This is a genomic window from Pseudomonas sp. JDS08PS003 (assembly GCF_045013505.1).
GTDB classification, from domain to species: Bacteria; Pseudomonadota; Gammaproteobacteria; order Pseudomonadales; family Pseudomonadaceae; genus Aquipseudomonas; species Aquipseudomonas protegens_B.
In genome coordinates this window covers 3,143,078-3,161,140 of the sequence record NZ_CP120724.1, presented here as the reverse complement: position 1 = coordinate 3,161,140, position 18,063 = coordinate 3,143,078, and the positions used below count along the sequence as shown (strand labels likewise).

The window sequence follows — 18,063 nt, the reverse complement described above, 5'->3', positions numbered from 1 at the left end:
AGCGCCGCCCGGCCGCTCCTACATGCCCTGGAAACATGGCGGACGTTTTTCCGTGGCGGCGCGCAGGGCTTCGGCGCCGTCGGCGCTGCGCCCGCACAGCAGTCCCGCCGCCAGTTCGGCGGCCAGCTGCTGCGCCAGGCTGCGATCGGCGCCCTGGCGTATCAGCTTCTTGGTCTGGGCAAAGGCGAAAGTCGGGCCCGCCGCCAAGCGCGCCGCCAGCTCACTGGCGCTGGCGATCAACTGCTCATCGGCGCACACCTCGCCGACCAAACCGGCGGCCAGGGCCCGTTCGGCGCTCCACAACTCATCGAGAAACAGCAGGCGCTTGGCCTGTTCACTGCCGATCAAACGCGGCAGATGCCAACTGGCGCCGGCATCCGGCGAGTAGGCCATGCTGGTGTAGCCGGCCTTGAACCGCGCCGACTGCGCCGCCACCCGCAGATCGCAGCACAGAGTCAGGTCCATTCCCGCGCCCACCGCAGTGCCGTTGATGGCGGCGATGGTGGGTTTGTCCAGACTGTGCAGACGGGTCATCAGGGCGTGAGCGGTTTCGGTCCAGCCGTAGCTTTCCAGGGCGCCGCGGGCTTCGGCTTCGGCCCATTCCGCCAGGTCGGCACCGGCGCAGAAACTGCGGCCGCTGCCGGTCAGCACCACGGCCCGGACGCTGGGGTCGCTGTTGCAAGTTTCCAGCAGACTGTGCAGCGCTTTGAGGCTGGGGATGTCCAGGGCGTTGCGTTGCGCCGGGCGGTTGAGGGTGATCCAGGCTACGCCGGCTTCGATCCGGCTGAGCAGCGATGATGAAGAGGTCATGGGCGTCCTCGAATTATTGTGGTTGGCGTGAGGGGGTGACTTGAGGGCCATACTAAACGAGTGTTCAACAAGGCGGCAATTGGGGGGACTGGGGGGCTTTTGGGTCGGCTGATTGAGGTATCTGTTTGTTTTTATTGGGTAAACATCTGGGTTTTGGGGGTTGATGCGTGGGGGTTGTTACAACTTCGAACAAGCCTCGACAAAAGTGCGATTGGGGGAGGTTTTTGTGGCGAGGGAGCTTGCGCCCGCTCGGGTGCGTAGCGGCCGTAAAACCTGAGGGTGCTGTCTTCTTGGTGTACATATCCGTTGCTGCGGTAACGGCCACTTATGGTTTCGCTCTTACAGCGACTCACTTTGGAAAAGCCCCAAAGTAAGCAAAGGGCTCCTGCCCCTCCACTCGGTGCCTCGCCTAGGCTCGGCATGCCCTCACTCCGGCATTGATCCGTGGGCCGCCGCCACAGGCCATCCATGGCCTGATGGCGGCTAACCCGGCATCCCTGCCGGGTTACCCACGGCTCAATGCCTGCGTTCGGCCATCGTGGTTAACGGGGCGCTTAGATCAAGATCAAAATCAAGAGCCAGACGGCGGCCTTGCGGCCGGCCTGAAGCTAAGGGTGGGTGCGTTTCTGTAGGAGCTGGCTTGCCAGCGAAGGCGTCCGCCCAGGCGCCGCATGTCTCACGGGCCTCTTCGCCGGCAAGCCGGCTCCTACGGACAGCGCGTAACACGCGCTTGGCTCTGGCTTTTGATCTTGATCTTCAGGCCCCTTCCCAGCCGGCCGAGCGTAGGCGTTGCGTAGGGGGCAGCTCGGCAAGGATGCCGAGCTAGCCGCCACCCGGCCATGGATGGCCGGTTGGCGGCGGGCCCCCGGAGCAATGCCGGAGAGAGGGAACGCCGAGCCCCAGCGAGGGGCCCATGGAGGGGCAAGCGTTTTTGCTTACTTTTTTGGCGTTTGAAAAAAGTGAGTCGCCGTAAGGGCGAAACCGCCAGCCGCCGCACCCGCAGCAACGGATATATACACCTTCATCCTCGCCCTAAAAGCGAAACCGCCAGAGGCCATGAGCGCAAACGCCAGCGAAGGCGTCCTCCAGGGCGCTGCATGACTTTCGGGCCTCTTCGCCGGCAAGCCGGCTCCTACGGACAGCGCGTAAAACGCGCTTGGCTCTGGCTTTTGATCTTGATCTTCAGGCCCCTTCCCAGCCGGCCGAGCGTAGGCGTTGCGTAGGGGGCAGCTCGGCAAGGATGCCGAGCTAGCCGCCACCCGGCCATGGATGGCCGGTTGGCGGCGGGCCCCCGGAGCAATGCCGGAGGGAGGGCACCCCGAGCCCCAGCGAGGGGCCCATGGAGGGGCAAGCGTTTTTGCTTACTTTTTTGGCGTTTGAAAAAAGTGAGTCGCCGTAAGGGCGAAACCCTAAGTGGCCGTTACCGCAGCAACGGATATGTACACCTTCAGCCTCGCCCTAAAAGCGAAACCGCCAGAGGCCATGACCGCAAAGGCCAGCGAAGGCGTCCGCCCAGGCGCTGCATGTCTCACGGGCCTCTTCGCCGGCAAGCCGGCTCCTACGGGGAGCTGCACGGTGTATCTGACTGCTGTAGGAGCTGGCTTGCCAGCGAAGGCGCCCGCCCAGGCGCTGCATGTCTTGCGGGCCTCTTCGCCGGCAAGCCGGCTCCTACACGGCAGCTGCAGGTTGCAGTTGGCGTTTGCGCTGCATCAGGTAGTAGGCGCCATAGCACAGGGCGATAAAGCCCGAGCCCCAGTACAGCGACGGCCGCTGGGTTTCGTCCAGGGCCAGGAACACAAACAACGAGCTGCACAGCACGATGCACAGCAACGGCACCAGGGGGAACCAGGGCGCGCGGTATTTGAGCTGGTGCAGCTGTCCACCCTCGCGCAGGAACTGGCGGCGGAAGCGGTACTGGGCCAGGGCAATCACGATCCAGGTCACGGTGCCGGCCATGCCGCTCACAGCCATCAGCACCATGAACAGGGTGTCGGCAGCAATGAAGCTGGTCATCAGCGAGATCAGGGCAAAGCACAGGGTGATGGCCAAAGCCCGCAGGGGCACGCCCTGTTTGCTCAGGGGCGACAGGGCCTTGGGCGCCATGCCGGATTTGGACATGGCCCAGAGGATGCGCGTGGAGGCATACAGCCCGGAGTTGCCCACCGAGAGGATCGCCGTGAGGATCACGAAGTTCATCAGGTCGGCGGCGTAGGGAATGCCCACCATGTCGAACACCTGGACGAAGGGGCTCTCCACCAGTCCGGCTTGCTGCCAGGGAATGATCGCCGCCAGCACCATCACCGCCAGGACGTAGAAGATCAGTACCCGGAACACCACGTTGCGCACGGCGCGCGGGATGCTTTTTTCCGGCTGGTCGGTTTCACCGGCGGCCACGCCCATGATCTCGCAGCCCTGGAAGGCATAGACCACGGTCATCATCACCGCGAACACCGCCGGCAGACCGTTGGGGAACAGGGAGTCGCCCTTGAGGTTGTCGAACATCGGCGCCGGAGCGCCGCTGGGCAGGTCGATAACGCCGAAGATCACCAGCGCGCCCACCACGATAAAGCTCAGGATCGCCAGCACCTTGATCCCGGCGAACCAGTATTCGGCCTCGCCAAAAGCGCGGGTGGCCAGGGCGTTGATGCCAAATAGCAAGGCCACGAACAGCGCCGACCAGTACCAGATCGGCACCCCGGGGAACCAACGCTGCATGAGCATACCGGCCGCGGTGAACTCCAGGCCCACGGTGGTGGCCCAGCTCATCCAGTAGACCCAGCCAATCATGAAGCCGGTGGCCGGGCCGATGTATTGGGTGGCGTGGGCCTGGAACGAACCGGACACCGGCATCTGCACCGACAGCTCGCCGAGGCAGACCATCACCAGGTACATCAGGAAGCCGGCCACCAGATAAGAGAGGATCGCCCCCCAGGGGCCACCCTGGTTGATGGTGACCCCGGAGCCCATGAACAGCCCGGTGCCGATCACCCCGCCCAGGGACAGCATGAAAATGTGCCGGCTCTTCAAGGAGCGGGTCAGGTGGATGCCTTTACGTTCAGTGGTGGTTGTCATGGCGCACCTCAGCAGTAGGTAAGGCGCGGGGCGCGGAGCGAAGGGGTGTGGCGGAAGGCGGAAGCAGCTTGCAGGCGTTTCATTATTATTATCTCCAATAAGCTTCGAAGACCGCGGCGGGCGCGGCTCAAGCGATTATTGGAAAGCCATGTAAGTTCGGATTGAACGCCAGGATCGAAGATGTAAAAAGTCGTAAGGATTTTGTACGTCAGGCCGCCAACAGGCGCTGCAGCAAGGCCCGGGACTGTTGCCAGGACCACCGCAGGCTCGCCGCCAGGGCGGCCAGCGCCGGGCGATCCGCCCGCTGCGCCGCCTCCTCCAACTCTCGCAGTTCCCGGGCCAGTGCGCAGAACCCCAGGGAATCGGCGCTGCCCGCCAGGCGATGGGCCAGGTGCAGGACTTCGGTGCAGTCTTCGGCGGCCAGGGCGTCGGCCAACAGTGGCTGTTGCTGATCCAGAGCGTCGGCCAGCACCTGGAGCAGGCCCTGCAACTTCTGCTCGCCCAGCAGGCTGCGGTGGGTGTCGAGCAAGCCCTGGTCGAGCAAGCCTTGCTGAGTGTCGGCCAGCGGCACCTGCGCTTCCCCGGCCAACACCTGACGCAGGCCCTCCAGTTGCAACGGCTTGCCGAGAATGCCCTGCATCCCGGCCTGCAGATAACCGCGCACCACAGACGGCTGGACGCTAGCGGTCAGGGCAAAGATCCGCACCTGCCGATTGGGCCCGGGGCGGTGGCGGATGTCCCGACACAGCTCGACCCCGCTGATGCCGGGTAAGTGCACATCCAGCAGCAACAGGTCGAAGGCTTGCTGCTGACACAGGGCCAAGGCCGTTTCGCCGTCTTCCGCCAGCCACACTTGATGGCCGTCACGCTGCAGCAGGCCGCTGGCCACCTCGCGGTTCAGGGCCACGTCTTCCACCACCAGGATCTTCAAACCCTGCGCCGGCACCTGAAGCTGTGGCGACGGCAACGGCTCTTGACCCACCCCCAGCAGCAGCTCGAACCAGAAACAACTGCCCTGCCCCAGCTCGCTGTCGACGCCGATGTGCCCGTCCAGTTGCTGCAGCAGGTGTTTGCAGATCGCCAGCCCCAGGCCGGTGCCGCCATAGCGCCGGGTCACCTCGTCACTGGCCTGGACGAAACGCTCGAAGATCTTCTCGCGCATCGACGCAGCAATGCCGATGCCGTTGTCGCGCACGCAGCAGCGCAGGCGCTGGCCCTCGGCGGCGTGCTCCAGCACCTGCACTTCGACTCGCACCCAGCCGTCTTCGGTAAAACGAATGGCATTGGCCAGCAGGTTGCTCAGCACCTGGCGCAGGTACTGCTCGGCGCCCTGCTGACGCGGCGCCAGTTGCTCGTCGATGTGCAACTCCAGGCGGGTGCGATTGCCCTCGGCCCGGGGCTGCAACAGGGTGGTGACTTCTTCCAGCAACTGACGCAGGGAGAAGTCCCGCACTTCCGGGCGGCTTTCGCCCTCCTCCAACCGGGCAAAGGACAGCACTTCGTTGAGGATGCTCAGCAGGCCTTCCCCAGCCTGATGCAAGGCCTGCAAACGCTGGCGATCCTGCTGGTCCAGCGGCGCCTGACGCAGCAGTTCGGCCATGCCGAGGATGCCGTTCAACGGGGTGCGCAGTTCATGGCTCATGGTCGCCAGAAAGCGCGACTTGGCCAGGTTGGCGGCTTCGGCCTCGTCCTTGGCGTGCATCAGGCTGGCGGTGCGCCGCTGGACCATTTTCTGCAGTTCGTCGCGCTTGTCCTGCAAGGCCAAACGGTCGGCTTCGCGGCGCTGCACATCGTCGAGCACCGCCCGGCGCATGTCGTCCAGGGCCCGGGCCACGGTGTCGATCTCGTCGCCGTCCGGGCGCTGGCGCTTGTCCAGATGCAAGGGCTCGTGCAGCTCGCCGGCCGCCACGCGCCGGGCGAAATCCGCCATCACTTGCAGGTGCCGGGTCACCAGCCGGTAGAACAGCCCGGACAAGGCCACCGCCAGCCCGCAGAGAAACACGCTCATCCACAACAGGCTGGCCAGCCCGGTGGCGTACAGGCGCCGATACACCGCCCCCAGGTCGGTGCTGACCTGCAACTCGCCCAACAGGCGCAAGGGTCCGGATGGCGGTTGATAGCTCAAGGGAAAACGCTCGACCCGCAACGGCCCGATCAACTCGGCGCTGCCCTGCTGCAAGTCGAAATCGCTGCTGATCAAATGCACCCGGGCCACATCGGAAAAGTCCACCAGCCCCTGCAACTGCACGGTCAGCTGTTCCTGGTTGAGATCCCACAGGTTGCGTTCCAGGCTGCCCAGGTAACCGGCGCGGATCAGCTCCATGCGGCTGTCGATCTCGCGCATTTCCCGGCGGTATTCGAAGTACAGCTGCACGCTGCTGGCGAGCACGGTGAAACACAGGCTGAACAGCAGGATAAACAGCAGCAGGCGGCGCAACAGGCCGCCGGAACGCAGCGGGATCATGGCGCTGTCTCCCGTTGCGCCTTGAGCATGGCGCGGTAGTCGTCCTGGCTTTGCCCAAGCCAGCGCTGCACCGCGCCGCTGTCCACCTGACGCTGCAACCGGGCGTCGATCTCGGCCATGCGCGGCGCCAGGGGCGAGTGGCGCGACACCGCCAGGCGCAGGTAGTCGACGCTCACCGCCTGGGGCAAGGCGACTATGTCTTCGGCCCCCGGCAGTTGCTCGATGAACAGCTGCCCGGTGCGACGTTCATGGGGGATGAAATCGATGCGCTGGCGGATCAGCTTGCCGAAGTTCTGCTGGCTGCTGGAGACCCATTCGATGTTGCCGTGCTGCACCACCTCGCGGTCGAAATCCTGGCCGTAGCTCTCGCCGAACAGCAGGCCGCCGCGATAGGCCCTCAGGTCCTGCAGGTGCGTGATGCGCGGCAAATGGCGGCGGTTGACGAACAGCGCGACTTCTTCGCGCAACACCGGCACCCGGGAAAACAACAGGTCCTGCTGGCGCTGGCTGGTGCTGTAGGCCAGCACCACATCCACCCGGCCGGCGGCGGCATCCAGCAGGCAGCGCTTCCAGTTGCCCAGCACCACCACCTGCACCTGATAACCCAGGTCCCCCAGCACCTGCCGCACCAGGGTCGGCGCCAGCCCGCGCACCTGCTGGCCGTCGCTCCAGGAAATCGGCGGGTACACCGGGTAGTCGCAATAGCGCAGCACGGGCTGGGGTTCAGCGAACGTCGGGCCGGCCAGCAGGATCAAGCACAGGCTCAGGCACAAACCCAGTGCACGGCGCAGCAATTCAGGCGGCCACGCTGGCGGTGAACAGGTAACCGGCACCGTGGATGGTGATGATCAGCTCCGGCTCGGCCGGGTCGTCGTGCAGCTTGCGCCGCAAGCGGCCCACCAGCACGTCGATGGAACGGTCGCTGGGCACCCATTCGCGGTTGCGGATCTGGTCCATCAACTGGTCGCGGCTCAGGGTGTGGCCGCTGTTGCGCAGGAACACGCTGAGCAACTGGTACTCGCCGTGGGTCAGCAGGGTTTCAGCGCCCCCGGCATCGATCAGCCGACGGCGGTCGGTGTCCAGGGCCCAGTCGGCGAACTGCTTGACCGGGCTCGGGCTCGATACCTGGGGTTGCGGCTGGCGTGCATGGCGCACCCGACGCACCAGATTCTTGGCCCGGGACACCAGCTCCCGCGGATTGAGGGGTTTGATCACGTAGTCGTCGGCGCCGCACTCCAGGCCGACGATGCGGTCGATGTCGTCGTTGCGCCCAGTGATCAGGATGATCCCCACTTCCGAACGCACCCGCAGTTCCCGGGTCAGGGTCAGGCCATCCTTGCCCGGCAGGCGGATGTCCAGCATCAACAGGTCCACCGTGTGCTGGCCGAGAAAGCTCTCCGCCTGCTCCGCGGTGGCGGCGCAATGCACGTCGTAGCCTTCCTGAGAGAGATAAGCCTGAAGCAGCTCGCGAATCAGCGGATCGTCGTCGACGATCAATACCCGAGGAGTCATCGCCTGTTTCCTGATTATTTTTATTGGAGATCAAGCCTTGCGCACGCTAACCATTACTGAACAACTGATCAATAGCCCTCTGTCCGAGCACTGAAACCACGCCCCTGGCTGGCCAGCAAGCCCTCGACCCAGGCTTCGCAGATCTGCACGCCCTGCTGCGGGCTGAAGGTCCCCGGGTTGAGCCCGGACTCCAGCCACAGGCCGTCGAGCAAGGCGCTGAGGCTGATGGCCGCCAGATCGGCGTCGAAGGGTTCCCAACCCTGCTCCCCGGCCAGTTGGCCCAGCAGGCTCGCCAGTTCGTTGCGGTACTCGGCGTAGGAATGTTCATGGGCCAGATTGATCGCCTCGGCGGTCTTCACCGCGCCCCAGAAAGCCAGCCAGGCATCCAGCAGCCGCGGGTCGAGCAATTCGGCGCAGAACGAAGCGCGAAAGAACGCCGACAAACGCTGCCGAGGCCCGGGAGCGGCCTGATCCATGGCTTCGCGCAGCAGGGTCATGACCCGCCCGGTGATGGAGCGATAGGCCTCGGCCACCAACTCGTCCTTGCCGGAATAGTGATGGCTGATCAGCCCCACCGAGACCCCGGCCTCGGCAGAAATCTTGCGGATCGACGCGCCCTGGAAGCCATGCAGCTTGAGGCAGGTCAGGGTTGCCTCGATCAGCTCGGCCTTGCGCAGGTCGGGTTCCAGACGGGAAAAGCGCGCTTCCTGGCTCATGGGGCGGGTTCCTTGGACGGTGGCCGGACGGCGAAAACTGAACGACTGTACAGCAAGCTTCCCGGCCTCATCCAGCCCCTGTTTCAGCGCCATGGGCGCTCAGTCGCGGTAGTCGGGGGCCACGCGTTGCAGCAGGCGCAACAGCGCCGCCCAGGCCAGCTGCATGGCGTCCGGGTCGTTCAGTTCGCCTTCCTGCAGCGGCCGCCCCGGGTCGTTGAACTGGCGTTCGGTGTGGGCGCAGACCGCGTCCGGCGGTAGGACGATCTCTCCCGCGGCCTGGGCTGCCAGCTGGATCTCGCAGGCCTTCTCCAGGTAGTACATGCGCAGAAACGCCTGACTCACGGTCTCGCCCACGGTGAGCAAGCCATGGTTGCGCAGCATCAGCACGCTCTTGTCGCCGAGGTCGGCCACCAGCCGTTGCTGCTCGCCCAGGTCCAGGGCCACGCCTTCGTAGTCGTGGTAGGCCACGCGGCCATAGAACTCCATGGAAATCTGGTTCACCGGCAGCAAGCCGCACTTGAGCGCCGCCACCGCGCAACCGGCCTTGGTGTGGGTGTGCAGCACGCACTGAGCATCTTCCCGGGCGCCATGAATGGCGCTGTGAATCACGAAACCTGCCGGGTTCACCGGGTACGGCGACGGCTCCACGGCTTCGCCATTGAGGTCGATTTTCACCAGGTTGGAGGCAGTGATTTCATCGAACATCAAGCCGTAGGGGTTGATCAGAAAGTGATGCTCGGGCCCGGGCAAGCGCACCGATATATGGGTGAAGATCAGGTCGGTCATGCGAAAGTGCGCGATCAGGCGGTAGCAGGCCGCCAACTCTTCGCGCAGGCGCTGCTCGGTGCTGCTGCGCTCGGTCAGGGCGTGGGGGCTGGGAGCGATATTGTTCATTGTTGGAGTCCTCCAGGCAGGTGGGCGGGCAAACGGGGCCGGTAAAAAGAGCCCGCAAACAATAGGACCGGACGCCCGCAGGCGTCCAGCCCGTTGGGGCTACTTGCTGGCCCAGGCGTTGAAGCGCTCTTCCAGCTCCTCGCCATGATCGACCCAGAACTCCACGTTCATCGCCAGGGCGTCCTTGAGGTTCTGTTCCGAGGTCGGCACCCACTGCGCCAGGGCCGGGTCGAGCTTGGCCGCGGCCAGGGTGTTGGTCGGGCCGTAGGGGATCTGCTTGACGTAGTTGACCTGGGCTTCGGGAGTGTTGGCGAAGGCGATGAAGCGCTTGGCCTGATCCACATGTTTCGAGCCCTTGATGATCGCCCAGTAGTCCATGCCGTACAGGCTGCCGGGCCAGACCACTGCCAGCGGCGCGCCGGCCTGGGCGGCCACGGCGATGCGGCCGCTGTAGGTCGAGGTCATCACCACATCGCCGGCGGCCAGCCACTGCCCCGGCTGGGCCCCGGCTTCCCACCACTGGATGTAGGGCTTGAGCTCGGTCAGCTTGGCGAAGGCCCGCTCCACCCCTTGCGGCGTGGCCAGGACCTTGTACACGTCCTCGACCTTGACCCCGTCCGCCATCAGGGCGAACTCCAGGTTGTACACCGCGCGTTTGCGCAGGCCGCGCTTGCCGGGGAACTGTTTGACGTCCCAGAAATCCGCCCAGGAGGTTGGGGCCTTGGCCAGCTTGTTGCGGTCATAGGCAATGGCCACGCTCCACACCAGCACTGCCGAGCCGCAGGGCTGGGCGGCATCTGGAATCAGCTGCTCGGCACGGCCCAGGGCCTTCCAGTCCAGGGGCTCGTACATGCCCTCCTCGCAGCCGCGCATCAGGTCCGGGCCTTCGATCTGCACCACGTCCCAATCGACGTTGCCGGTATCGACCATGACCTTGATGCGGGCCATTTCGCCGTTGTATTCGCTCTGGATCAGCTTGCTGCCATCGGCCTTGCTGAAGGGTTGGAACAACGCCACGTCCTGGGCTTTTTGTCCGGCTCCGCCGTACGCCACGACCACCATGTCGGGGGCTGCCTGGGCCTTGTTCTGAATCAGCGGCTGGCCCAGGGTCAGACCCAGGGCGAGGCTCAGGGCCAGGAAAGAACAACCGTGCTTGCGGGTGAGCGCTTTCATCTGTGAATCCTCGTCGCGGTGCCACACCGGCAGGCGCCGGCACAGCCCTTTTTTATTGTTGTGAGGTTCGCGCCAAAAGCGGGCGCAGGCCAAAGCTACGGCAAGCGCCAGTAAAAAAACAAGTTGATTTTTTACTGGCGGTAAATTTTGATAGGCCCACAATAACAACGCCAAGGCCGTGCTCCCCTGCCCTTGGCCCGCCTGGAGTCACCGCAATGACCAGCGCCTTCCCGCACCTGTTCGCACCCTTGCAGATCCGTGGCAAACGCCTGAAGAACCGCATCATGTCCAGCGGTCACGACACCTCGATGCCCACCGACAACCTGGTCAACGAACAGCTGATTGCCTACCACCGCGCCCGGGCCGAAGGCGGCGTGGGCCTGATCGTGCTGCAGGTGGCCGGGGTCCACGACAGTGCGCGCTACACCAGCCACGTGCTGATGGCCACCGACGACGCCTGCATCGACGGCTACCGGCGCCTGGCCCAAACCTGCCACGCCCACGGCACCGTGGTGCTGTCGCAGATCTTCCACCCGGGGCGGGAAATCATGGAGTCCGCCGACGGCCTGCTGGCCGTGGCCTACGCCCCTTCGGCGGTGCCCAACGAACGCTTCCGGGTCATGCCCCGGGCCCTGGACCAGGCCATGATCGACGAGATCATCCAGGGCTACGCCGACGCCGCCCGGCGCCTGCATCAGGCCGGGCTGGACGGCGTGGAACTGGTGGCCAGCCACGGCTACCTGCCGGCGCAGTTCATCAACCCGCGGGTCAACCGCCGCAGCGACGGCTACAACGGCGAACTGGAACAGCGCCTGCGCTTTATCCGGGAAATCCTTGACGCCATGCGCGCCAGCACCGATGCCGACTTCATCATCGGCCTGCGCATTTCCGCCGATGAACGCGACCCCGAAGGCCTCACCGAAGACGAATCCCTGGCCGCCGTGCAATTGCTGCAAGGGCAACTGGACTACGTGCACATCGTCGCCGGCACCTCGGCCTCCCTCGGCGGCGCCGTGCACATCGTCCCGCCCATGGCGGTGGAAGCGGCTTATCTGGCCCGGGAAGCCGGCACCTTCAAGGCCGGGCTGTCGATTCCGCTGTTCGTCACCGGGCGCATCAACCAGCCCCAGGAAGCCGAGGCCATCATCGCCAAGGGCCAGGCCGATGTGTGCGGCATGACCCGCGCGCTGATCTGCGACCCGCAGATGCCCAACAAGAGCGAGCGCGGCCACAGCGACGACGTGCGCGCCTGCATCGCCTGCAACCAGGCGTGCATCGGCCACTTCCACAAGGGCCTGCCGATCTCCTGCATCCAGCACCCGGAAACCGGCCGCGAACTGCTCTACGGCCAGCCCAAACCCAGCGCTCGCGGCAAACGCATCCTGGTGGTGGGCGGCGGCCCGGCCGGGATGAAAGCCGCTGCGGTGGCTGCGCAACGGGGCCACCGCGTCACCCTCTACGAAGCCAGCGCGCAACTGGGTGGCCAGATCCAACTGGCGCAACTGCTGCCCCGGCGCAGCGAATTCGGCGGCGCCAGCACCAACCTGCAACGGGAAATGCAACTGGCCGGCGTGGAAGTGCTGCGCAACACCCGGGTCGACCGCGCCCTGATCGAACGGGAAAACCCCGACCACGTGATCATCGCCACCGGCGCCCAACCCTACTGGCCGAACTTCGAACGCGGCGGCGACCTGCAAGTGGTGGACGCCTGGCAAGTACTGCGCGACGAAGTGCAACTGGGCCGCAGCGTGGTGGTGGCCGACTGGCGCTGCGACTGGATTGGCCCCGGCATCGCTGAACGCCTGGTACGCGCCGGGCACCAAGTGCAACTGGCGGTCAACGGCACCCACTGCGGCGAAAACCTGCCGCTGTACGTGCGCGACCAACTGGCCGGCGAACTGCACAAACTGGCGGTCCCGATCATTCCCTACGCCCGCCTCTACGGCTGCGACGACAGCACCGTCTACCTGCAACACACCGCCAGCGGCGAACCCATGCTGCTGGAAAACGTCGACAGCCTCGTCCTGTGCCAAGGCCACCAATCGGTGGACGACCTCGGCCAGCAACTCAAAGGCCTGGTGCCCTTCCAACGCATCGGCGACTGCCTGGCACCGCGCACCGTGGAAGAAGCCATCCATGAAGGCTTGAAAGTCGCCTGGGCGCTTTGAGGCTGCTTTATACTCCAGGGCTTTTGCAGGACGGGTGCCCGGATGCGCCCGTTCACCTGGTCCGGAGCCCGCCATGAATCAAAGCAGCAAGACGCCGCCCGAGCCCGGCAGCGACAACCAAGCCCCTGGCGGCCCACAGTTTCTTGGCACCCGTATCCGCGGCCTGCGCAAACGCCGCGGCCTGACCCTGAGCGAACTGGCGCAACAGAGCGAACTCACCGCCGGCTACATCAGCCAACTGGAACGCAACCTCGCCTACCCCTCCATCCCCGCCCTGTTCAACATCGCCCGCAGCCTGGGCGTGACCATCCAATGGTTCTTCGCCAGCGAAACCCAGACCGCACCAGAGGACCAGGGCTATGTCGTGCGCAAGAAACAGCGGCTGCAGGTGAATTATGAGAACGGGATCATCGATCAACTGCTGACCCCACAACCGACCCGGCAGCTGGAGTTTTTGCACTCACGCTTTCCGCCGGGGACCTACAGCAAGGAGAGTTACAGCCATGAGGGCGAGGAAGCCGGGTATGTGCTGTCGGGGAGTTTTGAGCTGTGGGTGGGCGAGCGGTATTTTCAGCTGAGTGAGGGGGATAGTTTTAGTTTCTCAAGCCAGGAACCGCATAAGTATGGGAATCCTGGGGAGGAGGATGCGGTGGTGTTGTGGGTGATTACGCCGCCGACGTTTTGAACAAGCTACTGAGCGGAAGCGCAATGCACCGCTCTTTCGTTTACTGAAAACTAGCTGTCACGGACTGGGAAGTAGAACTGCTGCCGCAACCACTCGCTGAACTGGGCCTCGGTCAGCGGAGCGCGTTGCTCGCCCATCTCATTCCAGGCGCGGTTAATCATGTGTTCCCAGTCTCGGGCGACTTCCATGAGTGGCGCTGATGCTCCCCAGAAGTGTCCAGCCTCCAATGTTGCGCTGATTCGACCGTTTAGCTCAGCGAGGGCGGCGCTGCCTTCCAGATAGCGCCGCCCGGCTTCTAGCAATTTTCTGAACTCGATGATTTCAACGGTCATGACTGGTCCCTTAAACAGAGCGTTTGGATAAGCAGCTTTGAGATTGATGAGGAGGATATCTGCCCTCCTGTTGTCACTTCACCCAGAGCTAGCCTAGTCGTATGCAGTACCAACCTCTGCTTACGGCCAGAAGCAGCCTCTTGCCCTTACCCTTCAGGATCAGGTATTCCCTATGAACAATATCTACATGGGACTGATATAGGCGGCAGTCACTGTCGGTGCACGTCTATACTGGGCGACTCGGTATCAGTATTCCTACCGTCGAAAGCATATGCGTCGCTCCGGTATGACAACCTTAAAAAGTATTGATGAATTGAGCGTATGAGATTCTTTCCTGATGGCCCCTCCATACCAGATATCCTTCTGGAACGCTGCGATGCTGGCCGCGTCGTATTCCTGTGTGGTGCGGGAGTTTCGTTGCCATCTGGAATGCCTACTTTCGTCGGCCTTACTCGGCACGTCATAGAATTCTTCGATCCGCCAGCCGACTCAGACATCATGGTCGCGTTTCGACCATGGTTGGAGGGTCAATCTGCGGCGAATGTCCCACTCGACCAAATCTTCAACCTCCTCCACCTTGAATACGGTAAGGATGAAGTTAACGCTCTGGTCACAGAGCGGCTAAGTGCTGCTCTACAAATCAAAGATGTTGGACGTGAGCACGATCTGATCAAGCGGATTTCTTCGAGTCAGAGCGGCGTGCCACAAATTGTCACGACAAACTTCGACCGATTGTTCGAGGCAGGGCAGGTGGGAGGGGACCTGGTCTGGCATGTGCCGCCTGCTTTTCCCGATCTGAACTTCGGATCGAAGATAGAGGGGATCACGTATCTTCACGGTCGACTGGTGGATGCAGCCTCTGAATATCATCCCTACGTGCTCAGCAGTGCGGACTTCGGACGTGCGTACCTCTCTGAAGGATGGGCCACCAACTTCATCAGGCACCTTCTCGAACGTCATACTGTCGTTTTAGTCGGCTATCAGGCTGAAGATCCTCCTGTCAAATATCTTCTTCAGGGCCTCAACCATGACGGCCAATATGATCGATCCCGACTCTATGCATTTGATCGTGGGCTTCCTGAGGACATCGAAGCCAAGTGGCGTGACCGAGGGGTTACAGCCATAGCCTATTCCGATCACTCGGACCTATGGAAGAGCATGGAAGCTTGGGCAGAACGGGCCGATGATCCGCGCAGCTGGCGTGCATCCATAATCGCTAAAAGCCAGCAGGACCCGAAGGCCCTTACCCCTCATGAGCGCGGTCAAATTGCTCATGTTCTTCGTACAGTTCAGGGAGCGAGATTGTTCTCGGAAGCTGATCCAACACCGCATCCTGAATGGGTATGTGTAATGGATGCATATGTACGATCCGACAAACCAAGTGGTGACTTTGGCGCTGATGCAGAGAGTTTTAACCCTGTGCTTGCTTACGGGCTTGATGACGATCTGTGCGATATTTCTGAAGATGATCGCAGACAGGATGTCAGCAACGATAATCTTTTAGTCTGGCGCAGCGAAGACGATAATCCGCATGAGTTTCATCGGTTGGGTGGGCGGCAGGCAGAAGGTTTCGAGGCGACGCCAATAAGGCTTGGCCACCTTATCACCTGGGTCAGCAAGGTGATCGAAAGCCCTGTGCTGGCGTGGTGGACTATCCGTCAGAACGGTCTGCATCCTCGACTTCTGCAACAGCTCGAGTGGCAGGTGGAGCATTCAAAGGCTCTCAGCGATCGAGCTCTTCATATCTGGAATCTTATCCTCGAACACCATCGAGACCCTCGCAATCGTCAGTGGAATGGCGAGTGGTTTGACTTGAAGACACGGATTAGTGCAGAGGGATGGACTGCAGGTGTCCTAAGAGAATTTCGGAGGGTTGCGACGCCGCGACTGAAGATACAGCGACCGTTTGGCATGGGGCAGATTAGGCCTCCGTTGAAAACTTGGGAGGACATTCATCTCCGCGATCTCGGCCAGTTCGAAATCATGTTCCTTGATAAGCACAAAGAAGAGTTAGACATCCCCGACGATCTTCTACCACAAGTATTTAGCATCCTGCAGGAGCAGTTTGCTGTCGCCTCAGGCCTATTAGGGGATATCGAGACCATCTACTTCCGTACACCCACCTTCTATCCGAAACGTGAGGTCGACGGGAAAACGTATGCCACGAATGCTGCGAAGACCGTAGTTTGGTTTGTTCAACTTTTTGACCGGATGACTGCCAGATGGCCAGAACTGGGGAAGGCACACGCAACGACTTGGCCAACAACGGAGCGGTTCTTCTTCCGAAAGCTCAAGCTCTATGCGTACAGCAAAGTAGATATCTTCGAGGCCGACTCGGTTGCCGAGCAAGTCTTGCTCTTAGATCAAGAGGCATTCTGGGACAATAATGTGACCCGAGAGCTCCTTTTCCTACTGGTTGACCGGTGGAAAGATTTCTCTCAGGTGAATCGGAATCAACTTATAGACCGTATCTTGACGGGCCCCGACCAGCGTACTCAATGGTCTGACGGGGAATTCCATGACCTGCGGGATAAGGTCGCCGCAAGATACGCTCGATATCTCGAACTACAAGGTTGTGAACTTACAACCGCTCACAGTGAACGGCTTGCCGAGATGATCGGAGGTATTCTTGATTGGAGCGATGCTTGGGCGACTTCGATTGTAATCGAGCACGGCTCTCATACCGGCTGGGTCGGTACGGACGAGAAACCAGACGCAGTCTTGGATCTTCCCGTAAACGAGGTGATTTCCAGGGCAAAGGAAGAGCTGAAGCGTGACTTTGGCAGCTTCACCGAGAAGCGACCCTTTACTGGTTTAGTAAAGGTCAATCCGCGAAAGGCATTGTCTGCTCTGACGATTGCAGGTAAGGCCGGCGATTACCCAGAAGCGTTCTGGTCCTCCATGATTAATGAGTTTCCTGCAGACACCACAGCCAGGCTGAGACGGGTATTCTTGAACCGAGTAGCACGGCTCCCGCATGCAGTTATCACCCAACTGAACCACACGTTGAGCCGATGGCTCCAACAGCACCTGGTGGCAATCCTTGAGTTTAATGCTGACCTTGGTTGGGCGGTCTACGATAATATCGTCGAAGGCATCTTGAGCGGTGGAGCAGATGCAGCGAAGAGTGGTCTTGGTGAAATCCGCCAAGGCGGAAAAGTTATTGAAAAGTCCTTACGCACATTTGACCATGCGATCAACGGCCCCATTGGTATGTGTACTGAGGCCCTTTTTCACGCAGTTCCCAGAGGGAGTCAGGAGATCGCCGGCTCACTACTTCCAGGTTACATAAAGTCTCGTGTCGAACGCCTCTTAGCTTTACCTGGCGAGGGCTCAGATCATGCCATATCAGTAGCGAGCAGGAGTCTGAACTGGCTCATGCTCGTAGATCCCGTCTGGACCGAGGAAAGACTTGCTCCCATGTTGGAGTTCGAGCATCCAGCTTCGGAACCAGCATGGAACGGATTTCTTTATAGTGACCAAGTGCCTCGACGGCAGTTGCGAGAGATCATTAAACCGCTCCTGCTTCACCTATTCCCGTGGGTCGAAGGATTTTCATGGGATCACGACCTCTCAAGAAGAGCCGCCGAATGGTTAGGCTACATCTATGTATTTCACCCGAATGAGCCTGGTGGTTTTTCACAAGGCGAAATGCGTTCGGTCCTTCGAGCAATGTCTGATGATACTCGGAACCGTTTCATTTCCTGGCTGGGTCAGGTTGGACAGGAAAATGAGGACGGTTGGGCCAAACACGTCATCCCTTTAATCAACAAGGGCTGGCCGAGAGAACGCCGATACAGGACCGCAGCATCGATGAGAGCCTGGATAGGCATGCTTGATGACACCGGCAATAGTTTCCCCGCAGTATATGAAGCGGTAAAGAAATTCTTGGTGGCGGTGGAGACAAATGAACATCCGTTCTACCGGTTCACTCAAGAGTTAAACGATGAAAGGCCGATTACCGTTCTATACCCTGAGATAACGCTGGATTTGATGAATAGAGTTACGCCCCAGATTCTCACACGCCCTTCATACGAGTTGCCGAAGGTACTCACTCTGATCGCGGAAACCCAGCCTGATCTGAAAGCGGACTCACGTTACTTACGCATTGTCGATCTTGTTGAACGGAGCTAAACCTTGGTCTTTCAAGTCGAAAAGTCAGCGACTGTCCTCGAGCTTCCTGGGTACCAGACGACTGTATTTGATCGCACTAGCTCCGAGGGATCGTCCGCTTTTG

General features: G+C 61.7%; 12 protein-coding genes. 3 read left to right on the top strand and 9 right to left on the bottom strand.

Annotated elements, in window-relative coordinates; genetic code table 11:
- Positions 1-18 precede the first annotated feature (18 nt).
- The 8 genes from P7C00_RS14590 to P7C00_RS14555 all read right to left on the bottom strand — a co-directional run bounded on the left by P7C00_RS14590 (position 19) and on the right by P7C00_RS14555 (position 10,641).
- Positions 19-810, bottom strand: coding sequence for an enoyl-CoA hydratase/isomerase family protein (locus tag P7C00_RS14590; protein ID WP_346632715.1), 792 nt, complete (start codon positions 808-810; stop codon positions 19-21).
- Positions 811-2,478: 1,668 nt separating this feature from the next.
- Positions 2,479-3,882: an amino acid permease gene (locus P7C00_RS14585; RefSeq protein ID WP_346632714.1), complete on the bottom strand. Its 1,404-nt coding sequence runs from the start codon at positions 3,880-3,882 to the stop codon at positions 2,479-2,481.
- 208 nt (positions 3,883-4,090) lie between these two features.
- Positions 4,091-6,346 (bottom strand): ATP-binding protein, encoded by a 2,256-nt coding sequence (locus tag P7C00_RS14580; RefSeq protein ID WP_404939639.1) that lies wholly within the window; start codon positions 6,344-6,346, stop codon positions 4,091-4,093.
- The gene (locus P7C00_RS14575) at positions 6,343-7,140 is read right to left on the bottom strand and encodes a substrate-binding periplasmic protein (protein ID WP_404939637.1); all 798 of its coding nucleotides are present in this window, start codon (positions 7,138-7,140) and stop codon (positions 6,343-6,345) included. The genes P7C00_RS14580 and P7C00_RS14575 overlap by 4 nt, the downstream gene beginning before the upstream one ends.
- A 1-nt stretch (position 7,141) precedes the next feature.
- A complete protein-coding gene (locus P7C00_RS14570; protein ID WP_346632711.1) occupies positions 7,142-7,858 on the bottom strand; it encodes a response regulator in 717 nt (238 codons plus the stop codon).
- 68 nt (positions 7,859-7,926) lie between these two features.
- Positions 7,927-8,574 (bottom strand): TetR family transcriptional regulator C-terminal domain-containing protein, encoded by a 648-nt coding sequence (locus P7C00_RS14565; protein ID WP_346632710.1) that lies wholly within the window; start codon positions 8,572-8,574, stop codon positions 7,927-7,929.
- Positions 8,575-8,673: 99 nt separating this feature from the next.
- A complete protein-coding gene (locus P7C00_RS14560) occupies positions 8,674-9,468 on the bottom strand; it encodes a class II aldolase/adducin family protein (protein WP_337153335.1) in 795 nt (264 codons plus the stop codon).
- 99 nt (positions 9,469-9,567) lie between these two features.
- On the bottom strand, positions 9,568-10,641 hold the full coding sequence (locus P7C00_RS14555; protein WP_346632709.1) for an ABC transporter substrate-binding protein: 1,074 nt from the start codon (positions 10,639-10,641) through the stop codon (positions 9,568-9,570).
- Between the two features lie 215 nt (positions 10,642-10,856).
- On the opposite strand from P7C00_RS14555, the gene P7C00_RS14550 reads away from it, so the two are divergent.
- A complete protein-coding gene (locus P7C00_RS14550) occupies positions 10,857-12,809 on the top strand; it encodes an FAD-dependent oxidoreductase (RefSeq protein WP_404939635.1) in 1,953 nt (650 codons plus the stop codon).
- A gap of 73 nt (positions 12,810-12,882) precedes the next feature.
- Positions 12,883-13,494: a cupin domain-containing protein gene (locus P7C00_RS14545; RefSeq protein ID WP_060838987.1), complete on the top strand. Its 612-nt coding sequence runs from the start codon at positions 12,883-12,885 to the stop codon at positions 13,492-13,494.
- A gap of 50 nt (positions 13,495-13,544) precedes the next feature.
- Here the strand turns inward: P7C00_RS14545 and P7C00_RS14540 are convergent, their stop codons facing one another.
- Positions 13,545-13,826 (bottom strand): hypothetical protein, encoded by a 282-nt coding sequence (locus P7C00_RS14540; protein ID WP_404939633.1) that lies wholly within the window; start codon positions 13,824-13,826, stop codon positions 13,545-13,547.
- A 321-nt stretch (positions 13,827-14,147) separates the two neighbouring features.
- Between P7C00_RS14540 and P7C00_RS14535 the strand changes: the two genes are divergently transcribed.
- Entirely contained in the window at positions 14,148-17,960 is a 3,813-nt protein-coding gene (locus P7C00_RS14535) for an SIR2 family protein (RefSeq protein ID WP_404939631.1), read from the top strand.
- Positions 17,961-18,063: the final 103 nt, after the last annotated feature.